The organism is Bartonella sp. AA83SXKL (genome assembly GCF_042196965.1).
Taxonomy (GTDB): domain Bacteria; phylum Pseudomonadota; class Alphaproteobacteria; order Rhizobiales; family Rhizobiaceae; genus Bartonella.
On record NZ_JBHIRG010000001.1, the window covers coordinates 1 to 21,083 of the forward strand.

A 21,083-nucleotide genomic window follows, 5' to 3' on the forward strand; every position below is an offset into this window, starting at 1 on the left:
TTCGTGAAAGACGTCCCTACTCCTGCTAACGCATCCGCAACATTATCATAGCTCTTCTCTTCATCCTTGCCATCTTCCTTAACAGTCTTAACCTTGAAAGTGGGAGCGGTCCATTCACCATTCTCATTATATCCAGCTCCTCCACCAAAATACTCCGCAAACATCTTATTCATGGAATAGAGTTGCGAGCCATTAACCGCTTCGCTTGAGTCTTTAGAAATATCTCCATTCGCAAGATACTTAATCTTGCTGTTGCTTTTGCTATTTTCTTCTCCATGCAAGGCTACAAAAGCTCCCTCTTTCTCACCCCACATCAACGCATTCTGCTTAATGTTTTCAGTAACCGCCGTATTGCTTTGTGTAATCTCTTTATGAATGTTCTGGAAAGAATTACCTACACCCTCAAAGGCTTCCGCAACACTTGCATAGCTCTGCTCTTCAACATCACTACCATCTTCCTTAACGGTCTTAACCTTGAAACTTGGATCTGTCCACGTTTCACTCTCATACTTGGCGCCTCCGCCAAAATATTTCGCTGTATGCTCAGCAACCTTAGTAACATTTTTATTGGTTGTAAAAAGCTGTGAGCCATTAACCGCATCCGTTGAACTTTCTGAAAGTTCACCAGTACTCACACCGGTAATTGTCCGTTCCTTACCTTCATTGTTGAGAATACTTACTTCCGTACCGCCTGCTGCCTTACCTATAGTGATAACACCCGATCCCCCCGCACGAAGACTACGACTTAACGTCACCTCTTCTTCTTGCTTAACAAGGATACTGTCTCTTACATCGACAATCTCTTCATTCAGAGTGGTGAAAGCACTGTTAACACCTTCAAAAGCAGCAGCAACATTATGATAAGTCTTCTCGTCACCTTCTGTGCCATCAGCATCGAATTGCGCAACTTTGAAATCAGGTTCTGTCCATTTGCCTTCCTCATACTTGGTATTACCACCGAAATATTCTGCAAGGGCTGTGTTCGTAGAATGGAGCTGTGAACCATTCACGGCATCGGTTGATTCCTCTGAAAGTTTACCATTTTCAAGAGAGGTAATTTTGCTATTTTTTTTATCCTCTTTTTCTCCATGCTGCGCACTAAAGGCATTTACATCCTTGCTCCATACCAAAGAATCCTGTGCAACTCCTTGTGAAACCTCTTTAATCCGTGCATTCACATTCTTGATATTTGCATCAAGAGCTGAAAAAGCGGTTCCAACACCTTCATATGATTTATTTGTTACATCACCCTCTTTAGAAACTGTCGATAAGTCATAGCTGGGAGCTGTAAAAGTGCCATCAGCACTAAACGATGCTTTGCCTCCTAAAATTTTTGCTAAACTCGCAGCTATGGTATTAATCTGTCCACCCGTAACCGCATCGCTCGAACCCGCCACTAGAGAACCATCAGCCAGCGATGTGACCTTGCTGTTTGTCTTTTCACCTTCTTTTCCATGCAAGGCTACAAAAGCATTACTCTGATTACTCCATGATAAAGAATCCTGTGAAACTCCTTCTGAGACTTCCTTAATACGATCGTTAACGGTTTTGATATTCTCATCAAGTCCTTTAAAGGCTGTTTCAACACCTTCATACGATTTATTTGTTACATTACCCTCTTTAGAAACTGTCGATAAGTCATACGTTGGTCCTGTAAAGTTTTTGCCATCAAAGGATACAGCGCCACCTAAAATCTTTGATAAATCCGAAGCTATGGTATTAACCTGTCCACCCGTGATTGCATCATGTGAATCCTTGGCAATCTTACCATCAGCAACATTATGGAGACCTACAGCTGTCTTATCTTTACCACCTAAAGTCACACTCGTGTAATTAATGCCGCCATTATCACCATCTTTTTTATCGTAATGAACAACGGCTGAATCATCAGACTGAAGGCTGGTAGAAAGATCCTTCAGACTTTTATCAAGCTGACCTTTGTTAACAGCTTCATTATCCTTTGTTGCTTCACCAACACCTGAAATTATCCGATCCGCACCAGCCTTGTTGGCTATATTGATTTCACTGCCTTCTACTGCAGCTCCAATAGTGAGACGATGCGTTGTTTTGTCTTGCTGAACAAAGCTTTCGCTTTCTACTTTGTTAATCACATTATTAACCTGTTCAGTCAATTTATTCTGAACATTCGTGATAGAAGTACCTACACCTTCAAAGGCAGATGCTACATCAGGATATTCTTTGTTTTCTGTTTTGCCATCATCCTTAACGGACTTAACAGTAAATTTAGGAGCAGTCCAAGCGCCATTTTCATATTTAGCGCCACCACCTAAATACTTAGCTATATTCGTGGCTACAATTGTAACATTTTGATTTGTAGTAAACAGCTGTGAGCCATTAACCGCTTCATCTGAATTTGCACTGAGATCGCCACCTAATAAACCGGAAATTTTCCGTTTCCCATTATCTTTATTCAGAATGCTGATTTCAGTACCACCAGTTCCTTTCCCAATGGTGATGAGACCTGTACCCCCCGCACGGAGACTACGCGCTAATTTCTCCTCTTTTTCTTCTTCTTGCTTAACAAGGATACTGTCTCTTACATCAGCAATTTCATTATTTGTTGCAAATAACTGTGAACCATTCACCGCTTGTTGTGAAGTCTCAGTGAGTGCTGCAGCCTTAACTTTCTTTATCTCTTTACCTCCAGCATCAATACCCGCGGTCGTTATTTTGGGGCCTCCAGAAATCACTAAGCCTGTTGCATCTAGGGTATTCGTCCCTGCCTTTAAGCTCGTTAATGTAACATCTTGAGCTAAATCAAATTTTACATTATTGTCTTTATCACCTTTTGTAATGTTAAGATTTGTACTTCCAGTGGAAAAATCTACTCCGCTATCCATAATGACTGTTTTAGCATTTTTACCGTCAACAGACAGTTTCCAACCATTTTTTCTTACGACATCTTCTAAGTCTTGCAATTGTCTTAGATTCACTGCGTCTGCATCTTCACTACCAGCCGCTACACCTGTAATTTGTCGTGTTTGGCCACCATCAGCATCACCAACACTGACAGCACCTAATGTAGATTTCCAATAAGATACCTCATTCGTTGCAGTCCCCTGCAGCATAGAAGTATATCCTGAAACACCAGCAGCCCTATTGGCTACAGAATTGCTTCCTATAGCAACACCCCCTACTACCTTCACTTGCGATTTAAAGCCTAAAGCTGTACCGCTGTCCACCTCCACCCGTACAAAACGACCAACAGCAACCGCGTCATTCTTTAGTGCCACTATATCTGCACCAACAGCAACGGATCCACCTCTATGGATCTCAGATTTAGAACCTATGATAACAGATGCCGCTAGATTTTTATCTCCTTCAGCTAATACCGCCTTCGCTTTATAACCAATAACAACACTGTCCACGGTTTTCGCATTAACATTTTCACCAAAGATGACATTACTTCCCGATACACCACGTTGCATTCCCTCTGTTGAACCACTCCGTAAGATATTAGACACATTAATAATATCTGTATTTTCATCATCCTGTACAAGCTGTTGGTTTAAAGAGCTATCAACCACAAATGACCGTGGACTGACGAGAGACTTTTTATATTGCCCTCCTGCATCTAGGGTTCTTGCCAATACATTTTTGCTATCCGCCATCAAAACATTCACGACAGGACTATAATCACTTACACCAGAGAGGGTTTTAGTTAAAAAATTTGCATAGTCATCGACAGCATTAATCTTTTCTAATCCCGCTTGATTGAGTGCTGTTAAATAATTGTCTTTTGAAACAGAAGAAGCATTCAAACCAGCAACAGAGATAATGCTTTGCGGATAAGAGACACCAGCACTGTTAACACCTTCGAGAAAGGTGTTTCTAAAATCAGGATTTGCTGAAAAAACAGGTGTAACATTCGATAAAAATGTAGCCGCTGTAGCCAATGAAAGAACTTTAACAAAAGAAAAACGAGAAAATTTTAAATCGCTCCCTACTAATTTTGTATATAATTTTTTCATAATGAACTCCCCAATGAAAAAATAACTATAACCACAAAAAAAACACATTTAAACGCTACAAAGTTCTCTGAAATTGGTTTTTCTAAATATATTCAAAAGCTTAATGACTGATTGAAAAGATAGAGAAGTTGATGTTTTGTAGTTAACGTGCTTTGTTCTCTTACCTTTCCTAAAAAGGTAAGTTTTCTTGTGGTGGTTGGTTTTTTTAATCTTTAAACCTGTTGGTTGTTTTTTGCAAGGGGTAGAATTGGTTTAGTATATTGTTTTTATAACTTCCTCCAGTAAAATTGAAATACATTTAAATATATACCTTTGTATTACTAGAAAGTTTTTTAATAGATTTTTAGAGAGTGGAAGATTTTTTAGATTTAAAAGTTAAAGCAGAAAATAATGGACTTATAATTTATGAAAAAACTCATTATCTTATTTTGAAATAAGAAGTTCATTTTGTTGAAATCGTCCGGTTTTTCTGTTTTTTAAACCTGTATTTATCGTTATAGCGCTTATCAATTTATATATATATATGTATTTTTACATACGTAATAACAATTCACCCCTGCCTCATGAGACAGGGGTGAAAAGGAATTTTTTATGTATTTTGTTTATTATCAATTCAATGTCATATTGAATCCCGCACCTACACCCCAGTGACCTCCAGAAGTTGTTGCAGATATGTTAGAGCGGTATTTTCCATTTTCTGAGGTGTAACCTGCACCAAAGGCAAATGCAGACTGACTACGCCATAAACCAGTACCAAATCCAACGCTTAATTTTCCAGGTGTATCATTGTAGCGTAAGTTAGACACCGCAAGACCAATAGCCGCTGCTTGTCTTGCCTCTTTTTTCACACTCTCAATACTATAGTTTAAAACATCAAACTTCATATCTGTATATTGCTTAGCCCGATCAACAGCATCATCAATCGCATCAATCACAATATTATTAACCCGTTGATCTGTATACTGCTTGGATTCATCAAGAATAATCTTCATCTGTTCTTTAGTATAATCATGAAGTTGACCACCATTTACAGCCTCTTTCGAACCTTTTTCAATTTTACCATCAGCTACATTATCAATCAGAACAGGTTCACTGGCATCCCCCCCCGCTAATGTGATTTTATTGGTTTTTTTGCCGTTTTCATCTCTATCATAACGAACAGCATCCTCTTCAATGCCGTCAACTCTATTATTGATGTTATCAACTTTGGCATCAATATTGATAACTGTATCACCAATATCAGCAATCGTATTGGAAATGGTATCAACTCTGTTGGTAAGATGCTTAACATCTTTTTCAACACCAGTGATACGTTCATTGGTTTCCCAAAGTTGTCCACCATTAACCGCATCTTTCGAACCTTTTTCAACTTTACCATCAGCTACATTGATAATTTTATTCGGCTTTCCATCGCGACCGGCATCATAGGCTTTTTCTTTATCATTCCACTTTAAAACATCTGAATCGACCTTGTTGATAACATCATTAATACGGTTATTTATGTTTACCATACCGCCATTAACACCACCAATCGCCTCAGCAACATTATGGTGCTCTTTCTCAACAGTTGTACCATCAGCATTGACTTGAACAATCTTAAAAGTAGGATCTGTCCATTTGCCATTCTCATATTTGGCACCGCCACCGAAATAATTAGCAAGCTGGTTGCTCATGAAATAAAGCTGGTTACCCGTAATAGCATCTGTTGAACCATCCGCAATCTCACCATCTAAAAGATACTTCAATTTGCTGTTTGTTTTCTTGCCATCTTTTTCATGACGTGCAACGAATGCACCTTCATCATCATCCCACAATAAAGCATCTTTTGAGATACCTTCAATTTTCTGATTAAACTCATTGGATACATTCGTTAAGCGTTGATTCACATCTTGAACATTATTATCAAGACCTGTTAAAGCATCACCAACATTGTAAAAATTAGCCTTCCCTACTTCACCACCTACAATAGCGGATAAAGTATATTTCAGCCCTTCAAAAGCACCGTTAATGAACTTTGCACCACCGCCAAAAAACTTTGCAATATCTGCTGATATTTTATTAATCTGACTACCATTGATTGCATCGTTGGAATTTTCAGAAATGCTACCATCTTTCACGTTACGAAGAGCAACTGGTCCGTTGTTCTTATCGCCGCCCAAAGTTACACTACCATAATTAACACTATTATCGTCATTCTTATCATAGAGAACCGCAGCAGCAGTTACTGTCTCAATATCTTTCGTAATATCCTTTATGCTTTTATCAAGTTGGTCTTTGTTAACAGCTTCATCACCCTTCTCTGCTGCCTGCACACCAGAAATCTTACGTGCTACACCAGCATATCCTGCAATATTGATTTCAGTCCCAGCTGTATCCTTACCAATCGTGATAGGAGCTGAAATTTCATCTTGTTTAACAAGACTATTTTTTACCACATCGGAAATCTTATTATCAATATTTGTAATAGAAGTATTCACGCCCGTAAACGCATCCGTAACATTATGATATGTTGTATCCTGAATAAGGAAAGCTGGCTCGATACCGTTCAATACATCTGTACTACCACCAAAATATTTCGACGTATTTTTAGCTACTTTTTCAAGATTATCAGTAACAGTTTTGACATTTTCATTCGTCTTAAAAAGCTGTGAACCATTTACCGCTTCCGTTGATGTTTGAGAGAGTTTTCCGTCTTTCACACCGGAAAGTGTACGTTCCATAGCACTTTTGTTTGCAATATTAATTTCAGTACCACCTGTTGCCTTACCGATCGTGATAAGTCCTGACCCGCTTTCTTGCTTCACAAGACTGTTTTCTGTCACATTGTTAATCCGATTATAGATATCCGTGATAGAATTATCGACACCGCCGAAAGCCTCAGCGACATTATTGTATTTTTTCTCAACAATATCACCGTTTTCATTACGTCGAGAAATTATGAAAGCAGGATCTATCCACTCTCCATCTTCATAACTAGCGCCACCACCAAAATAATTCGCAATCTGATCACCCATCGCATAAAGTTGGGAACCATTTATTGCATCTGTTGAATCTTCTGAAACATTGCCATCTAAAAGATACGTTAGCTTACTATTTGTTTTCTGTCCATCTATTCCATGACGCGCAACAAATGCTTGATCCTTTTCACTCCACAGTAAAGCATCTTGAGACAATTTATCAAACTCATTGGTTACATGCTGTATATGTTTATTCACATTTTTGACATTTGCATCGAGCCCTGTCAAAGCCGAGCCAACATCTTCAAAGGTTTTCTGTTCTACTTTACCATCTGTAGAAACTGTAGATAAATTATATTGTGGACCTGAAAAAACTCCGTTATTAAATTCTGTACCACCACCAAAATATTTTGCAATATCTTTAGATATTTTATTAATCTGGCTACCATTTACCGCATCTGTTGAATCTTCAGAAATATCACCATTTAAAAGGTGGGTAATCTTACTATCTGTTTTACGTCCATCTTTTTCATGACGTGCAGCAAATGCTTGTTTACCATCATCCCATAATAAAGCATCTTGAGAGAATTTATCAAATTTATTATCTACATATTTTATACGACTATTCACATTTTTAACATTCGCATCAAGCTTTGTTAAAGCATCACCAACATTTTCAGCTATATACTGAACTACTTCACCATCTGTAGAAACTGTAGATACGTTATATTGTGGACCTACAAAAGCACCATCCTGAAATGCTGCTTCCCCACCAAAGAATTTTGCAACATCTCCAGAAATTGTATTAATCTGGCTACCATTTATAGCTTCTTTCGAAGCCTTTCCGAGGTTTCCATCTGCAATACCAGAGATAACTCGATTTTCACTATTAGAATTGGCAACATTGATTTTGGTACCATCTTTTTGCGCACCAATTGTAATGAGCTTCTGCCCTTCGTCCCATTTAACAAGACTATTTGCTGTTACATTGTTAATCCGTGTATAAATATCTGTTATAGAATTATCGACATCTTTAAAAGCATCCGTTACATTATGGTGTTCTTTATCCTGAACAGTAAAAGTTGGCTTGAAACCATCAATCACATCTGTCTCACCACCAAAATATTTTGATATATTATCAGCATAATTGAAAAGCTGATGGCCATTTATTGCTTCTGTTGAATCGGAACTGACTTTTCCAACTGCAACGCCAGAAATAATTCGATCCCTACCTTCAGAGTTCGCGACTTTGATTTCAATACCTTCTTTTTCAGCACCAATGGTAATTAAATTTTTACTTTTACTCCATTTAACAAGACTATTATCTTCTATCTCAAACTTCATTTTATATAATTGTGAAAGATTAACAGCATCATGCTCATCGCTACCATCTGCGACTCCTTTAATTTGTGTCTTTGCAGCATTAATGCCACCCTTGGTCATGTTTGGACCATCCTTGATCATGAAACCGGCATTACTCATTCTGCTATCCCCTGTTTCTACACGACCAACTTTAATATATTCACTTAAATCAAAGGATACTTGATTGTCCTCGTTTTTGACAATTTTTATATTTGTGTTCTCACTCTCATTATCATCATAGTCTTTCTGCTTAACTGCAACAAAATTCACTGTACTCCCAGCTTTAACATCTGTAGCATCGTTCCCATCAACAGAAAGCTTCCAGCCTTTTTCTGCAATTGCTTTTACATCTTGCAACTGTGAAAAATTTACAGCATCAGTATCGTCTTCCCCATCTGCTACTCCTTTGATCGTTTTATTACCAGCATGAATGCCTTTAACAGTTATGCTCGGCCCCTCATCACCGTCAAATCTAAAGCCAGCAGCATCCATAATGCTGTCTCCTGCTGTGACAGTCATTACATTAATATCATCAGCTAAATCAAACGTAACATTGCGGTTATTATCTCCTACAATCTTGATATTCTGACTACCTTCCTTACCAGCTGATTGTAAATTTACTGTATCATTTTGTCCAATAGATACACCATTTCCACCATTAACAGAAAGTTGCCAATGCGTTGTAGCAGCTTCTTTTATCTCTTTCAGTTGTTTATAATTCACTGCATCGGTATCTTGAGTTCCCTCTGCTACGTTTATAATCTTTTGATTTCCAGCATCAATACCATTCACGGTTATGCTTGGCCCCCCATTAACAAACTTAAAGCCATCACCATTCATAATGCTGTTACCTGCAGTGACACTTGTCAAACTAAGGTTACTATTCAAAGTAAATGTAACTTTATTTCCATTACTTTTAACAATTTTGATGTTTTTGTTATTGTTATCATCAGCACCTGTAACGAGATCTACTGTACTACCTGCTCCAACATCTGTAGCATTGTTACCATCAACAGAAAGCTTCCAGCCTTTTTCTACAACTGTTTTTACCTCTTTCAGCTGTTTATAATTTACAGCATCGGCGTCTTCTTCACCATCTGCCACATTTGTAATCTGTTTATCGCCAGCATCAATACCATCTAGAATCATTTTTGGCCCATTTTCAATAATAAAGCCATCATCACTCATAGAGCTTTGTCCTGTAGTGACTTTTGTCAATTTAAGAGTATCACTCAAAGTAAATTCAATTTTATGCTTATTATCTACAGTGTTTCTTTCAATCTTTAAGTTATCTTTTCCTACTTTTGTATCTTTCACTGAAAAATCTATTGTACTACCTGGATTCACGTCTGTAGGATCGGTATCGTTAGCAGAAAGTTTCCAAACTCCTGATGCCAAATCTCTCATAGCTTTCAACTGTGCAACATTCACTGCATCAGTGTCATTACTCCCTGCTGCAACATTTGTAATCTGTCGCGTTAAATTCTGGTTAGTATTACCAACACTAAAATCACCTGCAGTGCTTTTCCATGCAAGATCACTCTTTGTTGTTGTAGTATTTGTTACAGGATCATAACCAAAAACACCACTCTCAACACGAGAGACAGATCCTCCCCCCACAGCAACACCATCTATAACACGTACTTGTGCGTTTATACCAATTGCAACTGAATGAGCCGTCTCAGCATAAGTATGGGAACCTATGGCAATCGAATTTTTACCTTTAGCTATTACTTTTCTTTCTTCCCCGTTGTCTGCAGGTTCTCCACCACCTATTGCAATAGAACCAAGAGCTTGAGCTTCAGCCTTCGTGCCTATAGCAACCGCGTACTCGTCAGTTGCTTTGGTCTTTAATCCTAATGCAATACTATCGTAACCAGATGCAGATGCAAACTTACCAATAGCAACACTATTTATACCGTTCCCTTCTGCATTTGAACCAACCGCAATCGCATCGTCCTGCGTAGCTTTGGAACTCTCACCTATAGAAATGCTATTTTTACCAGAAGCGGTTGCGAGACCACCAAAAGAAACAGCAGATTTGCCCGATGCTTCTGAGCCTACACCCATAGCAACACTTGCTATACCACTTGCAAGTGCGGAAACACCAAAAGCTTGTGCACCCCCTGCCTTTGCTGTCGCGCCTGCACCAAATACGGTTGAATAATTACCCGTCGCTGCAGACCCACACCCCGTAGCAAAAGAATAAACACCATAAGCCTCAGGCATAGCGCTAGCAAAACCACTGGTGGAAAATGTCCCCATATAACCACCCAAAACTTTACCATCAACCCTAGCCGTGTATCCATCACCCGTCCAAATAACCTGTTCAGTGGTCGTACCATAAGGACGACGACCGTTAAACTCTTGATTAGTAATAAATCTATTATATTGTTGCTCTGCGGTTATTCGTTGACTATCAGCAATTCCTTGTTGTTGTTTGCCGCCACGACCAACAACGTTGTCTGCACCACAATAATTATCATCACCAGCAAAAACAACACTCCCATGACTCCCATACGGATACATCACTTGGGGAGCATTCGAACTCTGATTAGTTTGTCCTATTATCGCAAGGTTCGCCGCAAAAACGGGAGAAACACTCGATAAGAGTGTCGCCATTACCGTACTAAGAGAGACAACTTTAATTAAATTTGGTGTGGAATATTTTTTTTTCATAAGAACCTCCTCCAACAGAGTTCAACATCATTACAACGCGCAGAAACACTCATGGCAAAACCCTTAGTTTGCGCACTTCAAAAACCAATAAATCAAGGCAAAACCCTCCCCCCTTCGATACCGCTATTTTTTACGGCATCGCTCTAAAATCTTTGCAACAACATCGAATCTAGAAAAGTCCCCAACCCTTTTAGCTAGAGGGATTCAAGCTAAAAAATAAATAAAAACACAAAACTTTGAAAATATATCGTTATCTCCATTCAAAAATACTGTGATTTATCTCTTAACAAAATAGTTTCACTAAAGAGCAATTCTACTCTTCAAATAAAGCGCATCAGAAGAATGGCAAGAGTGTAAAAATAATTTTTTATAAATTTATAAAAATACTTCTCAATAAAATAGCTGTTCTTATAAGCACAAATTTATGATTTTTTAACTTATAGCATAATGTAATAATGACGATTATCATGATAACATCACTCTTTGCTGGGAAGTAATCTGTTTCAATATATGATGCACACCTTTGAAAGAATTTTTTTATATCCAATATAATGAGAAACTTCCTATTAAAAGTTTTAACGTACTCATCTCATCGTCTTCATAAAAAGATAAAAGCGCGCTATAAAAATCTTTCGTTCTTCTCTCTTTCATGTCTGTTCCCCCTCTATAGTCATCAAAACCGTCCTTGTATTTTCACTATTGTATAAATTTTTAATATTACAAACCGAAAAAAGCTGTTTTCTAAACTCTTTCCTCTCACATAATCCACTGTATTTTCACTGTTGTCCGTATCTTTTCTTCAACCAACAAATATTTCAGGAATGATGCTATACTCGCTTCCTTTTGAATCAATTTTGTTTGTATTGCTACCCGTCGTTCTTTTTATGAACCGTTTTATCTTTAATCAGAGAAATATATTGATTTATAATGATAGTTTCTCGTTTTTCAGATCGAATAAGAGACTCGAAAATCGTGAGATTCTCACATTCCAAACTTGGTTATACAGCAGAAAATCAAAAAAGTTTTATTTTTTAAAAGGCTGTTCATTCGTATCTTATGAAATTTCTAGATGTGTTTTTCAGTTGCGATTTTACGCTTTAAATGTAATTTTAAAAGTGGCAAAGTGGCTTCGACTTCTTCTATATCATTGAGGTTTTGAATAAGCTCTTGCAATCTTCCATAAAGCTCTGCTGCTAATTCCGCAACATCTTCAGGAGAAAGTGTTATTTTTGCATCATGATAGGTCGTATAAACTAAATGTCCCAGCTTTTTCATCAGCCCAGTAGGAATCGCCTGCGGTTTAAAACCAGCTGCTTTCGCCTTTGCCACATCTGAAAACATCTCGCCATTTCCCGTTACTAGCCAATCTAATGAAACACCACAAATTTCTTGATATTTGGAGAGCGCAGAGGCTGTAGGCTCACTTATACCAGTTTCATAAGTTCCTATAGAACCAGCAGTGATCCCAAGATGTTCAGCAAACTGCTTACGCTCTGTAAAACCAAGAGCGTAACGCACTTCACGAAAACGTTTTGCCAACTCAGTTTTAGGTTTTGCTTCCGGACGAGCCAAAAAAAATACTCCAAAATCAATATAATTGTTGATTAAATAATTATATTGATTTATATTGTTACTGCCCCTTAAGAAGAGCAGTTATCACATACATAACCCCACAAAAACGGATGTCACAGCATCCATTTAAGCAGGAGCGAAAATTATGACAATTACAAAAAAATGCAATCGCCGTGGTACTTTTCTGAGCTGCGCCCCTGTAATATAACCTTGGAAAAACTCAAGCCTATCAGAGGCTATTTTCCAGAGTCAAAAACATTTGGACACAGGCCAATGAAAAAACTAAATGCGCCACTGCCAACTCTATCAGTTTGCATGCCAAGCCAATTCTTGCCAACTGCTTTCTCAAAAGTTGCAGTCATATTCTTTCAAAAGCAAAAAGCCTAATACGATTCTCTTCATTTCATGCTGTGCAATATACCACTGAAATCTTATTACAAAAATATGCTAATGCATTTCCCATAGGTTTTTATAAGGTAAAAAGTTTATCAATGTCTAAAAATCAATATAAAATAGGCAAAATAATTGGTATTCTACAAAAAACGAGATTATCACTCGTTATTAAAAAGTTAGACGTTTACAAACCCTGTTTGCTTATTTTATATATTAATGGCACTGATTTAGCTGTAACTGGTAATAGAGATTTCAGGGTGTTTGGTTTATCGTCAGAATACTCTTCCTCTACGCATATTAAAAGCCTTTTGGCAATGTATTTCAAATGCTATAAATTTTATAGTGAACACATTGCCATCCATATTTACAATTGGGTGCTTCAAAATCTTGGAATAATAAAATCTTTAATAGGCTTTGATTTAAAAGCGCGTATTTTGCAGAAAATTGACAAAACCATGAGGTTCGTATACATGGCAATTTTAAGTGATGATAGTGGAGTGATACTTAAAAAAGCTGCATGGAAACCCGCAACGTTGAGGAATTAAGCATGACCTCTTTATGCGATAAAGAATTATCTGATACACTGGTTGGTCTTTATGACGACTATCAACGCGGTTTCGACATTGGAGAAGAGCTTAAACTGTGCGTGGATTTGGCGTTATCTCTTGAATTGGAACTCAGTATTCACCGTTTAAGTGAAACAGATGCTGTTTTAAAAAAAGAGATTGTGCAAACCTTGCATCGTCGTAGAAATACTCATTCCAATGAAGATGAAATTGATACAATTTTTCATATGGATTTTGAAAAACAAAAATAATGCAATACTCTCCCCGTATAATACGATATTCCCTCATCGCTTTACTTTCTGCTACGCTTAGACAAAAAACTTTCAAGAAGATTTAAAGTGTTACGTTTTCGTCTTCTTAACAACAGTGAGATGAATTAAAGAAACGCATCAATTCTTTTAGATCATTATCAAAAAATAGAGAGTATTCTCTAGCATACATCAATTTATGCTTTGTTCATTAAGCACCAACTTTTACATTTTCTCAACTCTCCTTTAAAAGCAAAATATGAAATATGCCGCAGCGTAGATATTTATAAAATAGCGTATATTGACCATACTTAAATGTAATTTATTGTTTTTCATGTTTATAAAACAGCACTATGAGTATTCCAACAAACGCAACAATACTTTGAAAAAAATATATCGATTGAGGTGATATGCTACTGTTATCGCTTGCCATAATGAGATAGACTCCGAGGATCAAGCATCCAGAGATACCATTAAAACTTGCCTGCAATCTTCCTTGGTATTCAGGATCACAAGAGAGTTGTGATAAAGAAATCGAAAGAGCCCAACTTGAAAGTCCAAATCCAATCATAAAGTAAACAGGAAAAACAACAAAATTGTGTGTATTAACAGATAAAATAGCGAGGCCAATAGCCATAAAAGCTAATAAAATGGCTAATGTTTTTCTTATGGATAAAACTTTACAAAGAAGTGGTGAAAAAAACGCACCTGTCAATACACCCATAGAATAAAGCACCTCCAATATTGCAAAGATCCTGCTATCCGCATGTAAAACCTCTTGTATATAAGGAACGAGAATAACAGGAATGGTCATCAAAAGAGTCATAATAATCATCTGGCTTATATAAGGTACAAAAAGAGCCGGATTCTGCTTAAAATAATGAAGAGATGCTGTATAATTTTCCCACCAATTTTGCTGGTTTTGATTTTTAGATCTTCGGTTTTTAGGTACCTTCATTGCAAAATTAAATAAACCAGCAATAATAAAGAATATACCACCTATTAGAAGAGTTCCTTTTGTTCCTGCATAGGATAGTATAAATCCACTTAAGCCCATACCTACGATAGTGCCAAGTTCATAAACCATATCGATGGTCGCATTTGCATTGATGAGCTGTTCCTTCAGCACAATACTTTGAATTAAAGAAATAGCTGATGGCATATAAAAAGGAATAAAAATACCCAAAAGAGCAGATAAGACCATCAATTCAATTTCTATACCAAAACGCCAAAGCATTACCCAGCCCACGATTACCAAACCTCTCACAAGATTTGAAATAATAATCTGCGTTTTACGGTTATATTTATCTGCCAATATGCCAAAAATAGGCGCAAAAATAATGCCAGGCGTCCAAAGAAAAAGCATCATCAACGCTACACCACGGATTGAGCCCGTCTGATTGTAAGCGATCCATGACAATGTAATATAATTTAGTCCACTTCCAAATGTAGCAAATAAGCCGCTCAAAGTAAAATAGAGAAAAGTTCTATTTTCAAATAAAGCAATGCGTTCCTTCAAATTTGAAGTGAACATAAATTATCCTCTAAAATGAATACCAGTCGATATGCATAATACATCCTGTTTAAAAACAGGCATTCTTACAATTTTCATTTTAGATCATTAAATTTAAGAAAGCAAAATTTCTTTTTTGAGGCTTTTACAATCTTTGTGCTGTTTTATGATTAATTCTTCTATGAAAACGGAACATTTATGGACAAAAACAAATTTAATATTTTATGTGCGTTTTATTCAGAAGCTACACCTTTATACATATGTGAAACAATTTTACGGTATGGAAGCTTCACTCACATTATTGTCCTTATTATTCCGTGCACTAAAATATGTTCGAGTATATCCTTCCATGTCGTTCTTCTATCACCACACTTTGGCTCTAAAAGAATAAACATACTATTATCTTCACGATAAATACTGCTAACTTTTCTACTCCCCTTCTCTAAATCTTTTAAAATAAGCCAATTACAGTTAGTTTTCCAATTAAAATATATAACGTAATATCTTCCTGAGCAGTTAAATTATTGCAATCATATCTCTAAAGTTTCAGATTTAGAGTACAGATACATAAAGGAGGATTTATCGTGGATAACTTGATTAATAAATGATTTTATTCATAATCAAAACAAACCTTATTTATATGATGTCGTATTTGATGATGAATTAAAGAAATAGGAGCAGTTCCATCAATTGTTATAAACTGCTCATCTATTTCCGATAACACTTTGTAAACTTTTTCAATAAAAGAGAGTTTTTCTTCGTATTTTAAGTTTAAATCATCCCTTTTCTGCAACCGTTCCAGTATAGTAATGGGCGGTAAATGAAGATAAAATGTAATATGAGGTCTTAGAATAGATTGATTTAATTTAACGACACTTTCAACAGAAAGCTCTCGAGCATAAAAATAAGCAAGACTAGAATAAACATATCGATCGCTAATTAATAAATTTTGCGATGACGTTAAGGAAGGTTCAATAATTTCAAGCGTATATTCGCGTCTATTTGTCGCTGATAAGAGTGCTAAAAGCAACGGATCAATTGCTTTTCCATTATCTACATATCTCTAATTTATGGATTATTTCTATACTAAGAACTGTGTTAAAAGTTTGTATTATATGTTTTCTGTTGAGTAATGGCGAGCAATTTCTTTTGTTTGTGTTGTCTTTCCACTCCCATCAAACCCGCATAAGACAATAAAAGAACCAGAAAATTTCTTTGAAGACCACATGGAGTTATAAACTTTTTTATCAAGATACATTTTGTCTATATACTCTCCATAAGTTAAATTTTTTTGTCTAAAATCTTTTAATGTTTAATAAGGTGTTTTTTACTCGTCTCTAAATAAAAAAACACAATACTCCCGCATTTTGTATAACTTATTAACTTTATGATAAATGGCGGTATATAGACTTAGTTTTAAGATAAGGTTATATTTTAGACAACTTAAAATGAGATTAAGTATTTGTAAAAAATATATTTTTTGATCACACTCCATACCCAGCCATTTTTTTAACGAATTCTAGCGAAATTTTGAGGATTACTCCTATAGCGTCGTGTAAGTGTAGCGAAATGAGTTCGATCTCAGTATTTATTGTTCCTAAGAGCTGGTACTGGATTCCGCTACATAGGAATCTAATGAAATCAACTCTATCTTTTCTCAAACCACTGCCCTCGCTATAAGCATTTGATATCCGATTCCGTCAAAAAGTAGCAGAGCAATTCTTGGAAAACATCGCTGAGATATTGAAATATGCCTAGCAAAAGCGTTTGAATCAAATGTTTCACTATATTTTTCGGTATATTCATAAACTGAAACTAAGAATATTATAATAAGCCCTCAAACAACGACGACGCCCAAATCAGCCGTAATAAAGCCTCCTAAAACTGAACCAATAATACCTTCTCTCTATAAAAAGACTACTATGTAAAGGTTTTAATACAATACCTTAGCGCTAATGCCATAAATGTTTCTGATAGATAACGAAGTTTATTGTCACAAAAACATCTAACAACGGTCAATAGAAAAACCTAAACCTTGAGTATAAATGGAGGAAATCTTAAGAGTGCAAACACAGCCCTCCCAAAAACATAGCTATACTGATCATTTAGCGAAGAAACTCCTCATTGGCAAAGCATCTCACAAGAGATACAGCAAAAACACCAACCGCCTCCGCTCTTAGTTTCTCCCAAATTAGCTATCACTATGATAAACGTTATCGTTCAAATCTGTATCATGCTTCTATCGAAAAAACTTGACATGCCTAACAACACATATATTAGCTTTTTGTAAAAATGTATAATGTACAGCATGTGTATTTAACATGGGGGGATAATGTGCATAAACAACTGATTTTTCGGTTTTATGGGCTTGTTGTCCTGCTGTATCTTTCTGATATGGTTCTATTCTTAAGTAATCTTTGGAATGCTTATCGCATAACATCCTCATCGGTTTTCCTGGGCGTAACCATGGCTTTGGGCACCCTTATGCCCTATCTTTTGAAAAAAAGCGGTCTTGTGCGCATTAAAGCCTCACTGCGGTTGGTCGATTTATACAAAAGGCGGATCATTATCTATAGCCTTCTTTTATTGATTGCACTTTTCCATTACGCTGATTCCCCCTTTGGTTTTATCGCTGTCTCTATCTCTATCGGCTATCTCTCTTTGATTACCTTAAGCACACTCGAGACTTATAATACTAAACTAGCACTTAGTGGTTATATTAGCGCCCAAAAGGCTTCCCGCATTATGCAAACAGTGGTGCAAATTGGCGCCTTTTTGGGAGCAGCACTAAGTGGTTATCTCTTAGAAGCGACCAGCCCTCGAGGGGCAGCAGCTGAAATCGGTTATAATGGTTTGATTGTGACACTTTGTGTGTTTGACATCATTATAAGCCTTATAGCCGGATATATTATCTTTTGCGATGAATACAACGCTACAGATACCACAGCACCTGCAACCGATAAGAAGACAGCACCTATACCGCAAGCGGATGGACTCTCCCGTGAGCTTAAACTTTTATGCGTCTGCATAGGACTTATTGGCTTTCATATTTGCGCTTATAATACGCTGGCAACCATTCTTTTTCAGAGTGTGAAAAATTTTGGCTCTGAATATTATGGACTTTGCAGTGCGGTTGCGGGCATGGGCGCTTTTTTGGCTGCTTTTATCAAAATCCCTCGCTTTGAATTTATTCTCCCAGCCCTTATGTTGAGCGTGGCTGATCTTATTTTTAGCACCACACAATCGCCCTATTTGGCTGTGGTCTTTTGCTTTTTTATTGGCTTTTCAATGAATACCATGCGAATTAATGCCCGCAAACATACGATTGAAGCGACCAAAACAGAGGCTCAAGCAGAGCTGGTGGGAAGCTATAGCGGTATGCTTTATACTCTCTCCCAATCGGCAGGTTATGTTATCCTTGGTCTTCTTACAAGCTCTGCCCTTATGGGTCCTCAAGCAGCTGTTTATCTTCTCCCCCTTATAGGGCTAATAATCTTTATTTATATTCTTTTCCTTTTATTGCAGCGGAACAAAGTATGAGAAAACCTATTCTTATTGTCGACCCTTTCTCCACGGGTGCCCTCTATGCCCCTGCTTTGCAAAAATTAGGCTATGCTTGCTATGGTGTTGTCTCTCAACAAGCTCCTTTTTCACACTATATGCTTTCTTATCAGGGAGAGGGCATGGCAGAAGCGAAGCTTCATAGTGTAGATGAGATAAAGAAACGCTTTCCTATCGGCGCGATAGAGTCCGTGGTCGCAGGCGCCGAAGGGGGTATTTATTGTGCAGATCAATTGGCGGCTTATTATGGTTGTCTTGGGAATAACCCCTTGACTACCGATTGGCGACGGAAAAAAGCAGCGATGCAAAAACGCCTTTGTGAAAATGATTTATCTTACATCCGATCAAAGATTCTTACAAAAAATGATTGTACTCTCGATGATTTTGAAAGCCACAGCGGCTATGTGGTAAAGCCGAATGATTCTGGTGGAAGCGATGGTGTTTTGTTTTTCTCCAGCCGTGAGAAAGTGGCGGCATGGTCCTCTAGAATCGACTGGACACAAAAAAATATTTTTGGCGCACCTAACGATGCTTATTTGCTCCAAGAAAGATTGGAGGGAGAAGAATACATCGTCGACGCCGTTGTAAATGGAGAGGCTATAAAGATATGTGCTTTATCGCGATATAAAAAAGGTATTCATAATGGAAGTGCTTTTGTTTATGAATCGCTTGATGTGCTTGATGCTCAAGATCCCTCTTATGCCCCTCTTATCTCTTATGCAAAACAATGCATTCGCGCACTGGGGATTGAATATGGACCTGCGCATATGGAAATCATGCAAACAGCTCGTGGTCCAGTAATGATCGAAGTAGGAGCCCGCCTCCACGGAGGAATTGCACCCACCTTGTTCGCGCATTGCTATGAAGATGGTTTACTTGAAAGCTCCGTTAACCTTATTGCAGGCGTGTTTTCGCAAACCCCAAGTCGCTTTAAGAAAAAAGGGCGTATTATCTTCCTTATCAACGAGATCGACGGTCATATTATAAAAGATGTTAACGTATGGCGGCAAAAGCTTCATTCTTGGGAAAATGTGGTTCATTTTACGCTCTTTTTTAAAGAAAACGAGCCCCTCCCCCTAACCATCGATTTAAATACCTGCCCTGCCATTATAGCAATTTGGGGACACAGTGATGATGAATTATCAGCTTTGGAGAGGGTCATTCGTAGCAATTTCTTATAAAATACAACAATTGGGAGGAAAACATGGATTCAGCAGCGCAAATAATTGAAAATATAGACAAATATGAAAAATGGAAGCAGGTCGTTTTTAAAGAATTCGATGCAACCATGAATAACACAATTAGACCTTTTCCCTGTCTATTCGGTGTAAATGGATACTCAAAAAATATGCTTAGATTTGGGTTCTACAATAAGTTGACCGCAAAAAATATGATGGAAGACCTGATAACTTATTGCGATAATTATAAAAGTTTTGGAAAGAACACATCTTTTGTTGCATTCGAGAAGCCTGCCCCCGTACAAAGTATCGAAGTTTATAGAGAAAAATTCTGGTCTATACTTAAAGATTTGCGAACTCTTGATGACCAAGAATAGCCTAAGCATATACCAAAAAATATGGACAATCCTCTATGGTAGTTCTGCTTTCATGGCGAGCCTATGTTTATAGTTTGCAATACCCCATCCCATATAAACAGAATAAGTAGGAGAAGTTCTACATTTATGTTAACTTTCCAGCCTAGGTGGGTTTTTTCTGATCTGCTCGATACAGAACAAAAAGCAAAAAATGCATTCTCCGCTGTAACAAAAAGACTTGAACCTTTTGATATTATAACAAAATCTCCTTTTTTAGGAAAATATGGCGAACCCCAAAATAGAGAATGGACGCAATACTTCCTGCAAGATAATAATATTGAATCCCCACCTTGCCCATATCATATAATGGAGCACGATAATGACTAAATTTTCTAAAATTAAATTAAATAAAAATATCTATGATATATTCAAAATGATGCTTCCAGAGCAAGGATCAATAGAGATACAAAGAGATTTTCCAAAAAAAATACACGATTGGCATATTCACCAGGTCGATGAAACTCTCTTAATTATAGAGGGAGAGTTAGATTTTTTCTATAGCGAAAAACATATAACCTGTACACCAGGAGATATTATACATCTACCTGCCAATACAAGGCACAAATCAATTGCGGCAGATGTAGGATGCATATATGCAATTGCTACAGAAAATCTCACTATTGGAGATATTAGAGATGGGTAACCG

General features: G+C 37.2%; 10 protein-coding genes and 2 pseudogenes. 6 read left to right on the forward strand and 6 right to left on the reverse strand.

What is annotated here, in order from left to right; all coding sequences use genetic code 11:
- The 3 genes and pseudogenes from ACFINO_RS00005 to ACFINO_RS00015 all read right to left on the reverse strand — a co-directional run.
- A pseudogene (locus tag ACFINO_RS00005) lies at positions 1-3,992 on the reverse strand (hypothetical protein); the annotation flags it as partial.
- A 608-nt stretch (positions 3,993-4,600) separates the two neighbouring features.
- On the reverse strand, positions 4,601-10,990 hold the full coding sequence (locus ACFINO_RS00010; RefSeq protein ID WP_375654690.1) for a Vomp family autotransporter: 6,390 nt from the start codon (positions 10,988-10,990) through the stop codon (positions 4,601-4,603).
- 1,065 nt (positions 10,991-12,055) lie between these two features.
- Entirely contained in the window at positions 12,056-12,562 is a 507-nt protein-coding gene (locus ACFINO_RS00015) for a helix-turn-helix domain-containing protein (protein WP_375618686.1), read from the reverse strand.
- A 491-nt stretch (positions 12,563-13,053) separates the two neighbouring features.
- On the opposite strand from ACFINO_RS00015, the gene ACFINO_RS00020 reads away from it, so the two are divergent.
- Positions 13,054-13,500: a hypothetical protein gene (locus ACFINO_RS00020; RefSeq protein WP_375654692.1), complete on the forward strand. Its 447-nt coding sequence runs from the start codon at positions 13,054-13,056 to the stop codon at positions 13,498-13,500.
- A gap of 2 nt (positions 13,501-13,502) precedes the next feature.
- Positions 13,503-13,772: a hypothetical protein gene (locus tag ACFINO_RS00025; RefSeq protein WP_012754562.1), complete on the forward strand. Its 270-nt coding sequence runs from the start codon at positions 13,503-13,505 to the stop codon at positions 13,770-13,772.
- 319 nt (positions 13,773-14,091) lie between these two features.
- Here the strand turns inward: ACFINO_RS00025 and ACFINO_RS00030 are convergent, their stop codons facing one another.
- From ACFINO_RS00030 to ACFINO_RS00040, 3 genes are all read right to left on the reverse strand, one after another.
- On the reverse strand, positions 14,092-15,303 hold the full coding sequence (locus tag ACFINO_RS00030) for an MFS transporter (RefSeq protein ID WP_375654694.1): 1,212 nt from the start codon (positions 15,301-15,303) through the stop codon (positions 14,092-14,094).
- Between the two features lie 589 nt (positions 15,304-15,892).
- A complete protein-coding gene (locus ACFINO_RS00035; protein ID WP_375654867.1) occupies positions 15,893-16,321 on the reverse strand; it encodes a dTMP kinase in 429 nt (142 codons plus the stop codon).
- Between the two features lie 72 nt (positions 16,322-16,393).
- The gene (locus ACFINO_RS00040; protein ID WP_375639608.1) at positions 16,394-16,540 is read right to left on the reverse strand and encodes a hypothetical protein; all 147 of its coding nucleotides are present in this window, start codon (positions 16,538-16,540) and stop codon (positions 16,394-16,396) included.
- A gap of 1,076 nt (positions 16,541-17,616) precedes the next feature.
- Here ACFINO_RS00040 and ACFINO_RS00045 point away from each other — a divergent pair.
- From ACFINO_RS00045 to ACFINO_RS00060, 4 genes and pseudogenes are all read left to right on the forward strand, one after another.
- Positions 17,617-18,822 carry an MFS transporter gene (locus tag ACFINO_RS00045; protein ID WP_375654697.1) on the forward strand — a complete coding sequence of 402 codons (1,206 nt, stop codon included), beginning with the start codon at positions 17,617-17,619 and terminating at the stop codon, positions 18,820-18,822.
- A complete protein-coding gene (locus tag ACFINO_RS00050) occupies positions 18,819-20,024 on the forward strand; it encodes an ATP-grasp domain-containing protein (RefSeq protein WP_375654699.1) in 1,206 nt (401 codons plus the stop codon). The genes ACFINO_RS00045 and ACFINO_RS00050 overlap by 4 nt, the downstream gene beginning before the upstream one ends.
- A gap of 107 nt (positions 20,025-20,131) precedes the next feature.
- Positions 20,132-20,764, forward strand: a pseudogene (locus ACFINO_RS00055) (YqcI/YcgG family protein).
- Complete coding sequence (locus ACFINO_RS00060; protein WP_375654701.1) at positions 20,757-21,080, forward strand: cupin domain-containing protein; 324 nt, start codon at positions 20,757-20,759, stop codon at positions 21,078-21,080. The pseudogene ACFINO_RS00055 and the gene ACFINO_RS00060 overlap by 8 nt, the downstream one beginning before the upstream one ends.
- The last annotated feature ends 3 nt before the right edge of the window (positions 21,081-21,083 follow it).

What these genes read in the sequence shown, in the direction of transcription:
- ACFINO_RS00010 (WP_375654690.1), bottom strand. Translation starts at nt 10,990, where the DNA reads ATGAAAAAAAAATATTCCACACCAAATTTAATTAAAGTTGTCTCTCTT.
- ACFINO_RS00020 (WP_375654692.1), top strand. Translation starts at nt 13,054, where the DNA reads ATGTCTAAAAATCAATATAAAATAGGCAAAATAATTGGTATTCTACAA.
- ACFINO_RS00025 (WP_012754562.1), top strand. Translation starts at nt 13,503, where the DNA reads ATGACCTCTTTATGCGATAAAGAATTATCTGATACACTGGTTGGTCTT.
- ACFINO_RS00030 (WP_375654694.1), bottom strand. Translation starts at nt 15,303, where the DNA reads ATGTTCACTTCAAATTTGAAGGAACGCATTGCTTTATTTGAAAATAGA.
- ACFINO_RS00040 (WP_375639608.1), bottom strand. Translation starts at nt 16,540, where the DNA reads ATGTATCTTGATAAAAAAGTTTATAACTCCATGTGGTCTTCAAAGAAA.
- ACFINO_RS00050 (WP_375654699.1), top strand. Translation starts at nt 18,819, where the DNA reads ATGAGAAAACCTATTCTTATTGTCGACCCTTTCTCCACGGGTGCCCTC.
- ACFINO_RS00060 (WP_375654701.1), top strand. Translation starts at nt 20,757, where the DNA reads ATGACTAAATTTTCTAAAATTAAATTAAATAAAAATATCTATGATATA.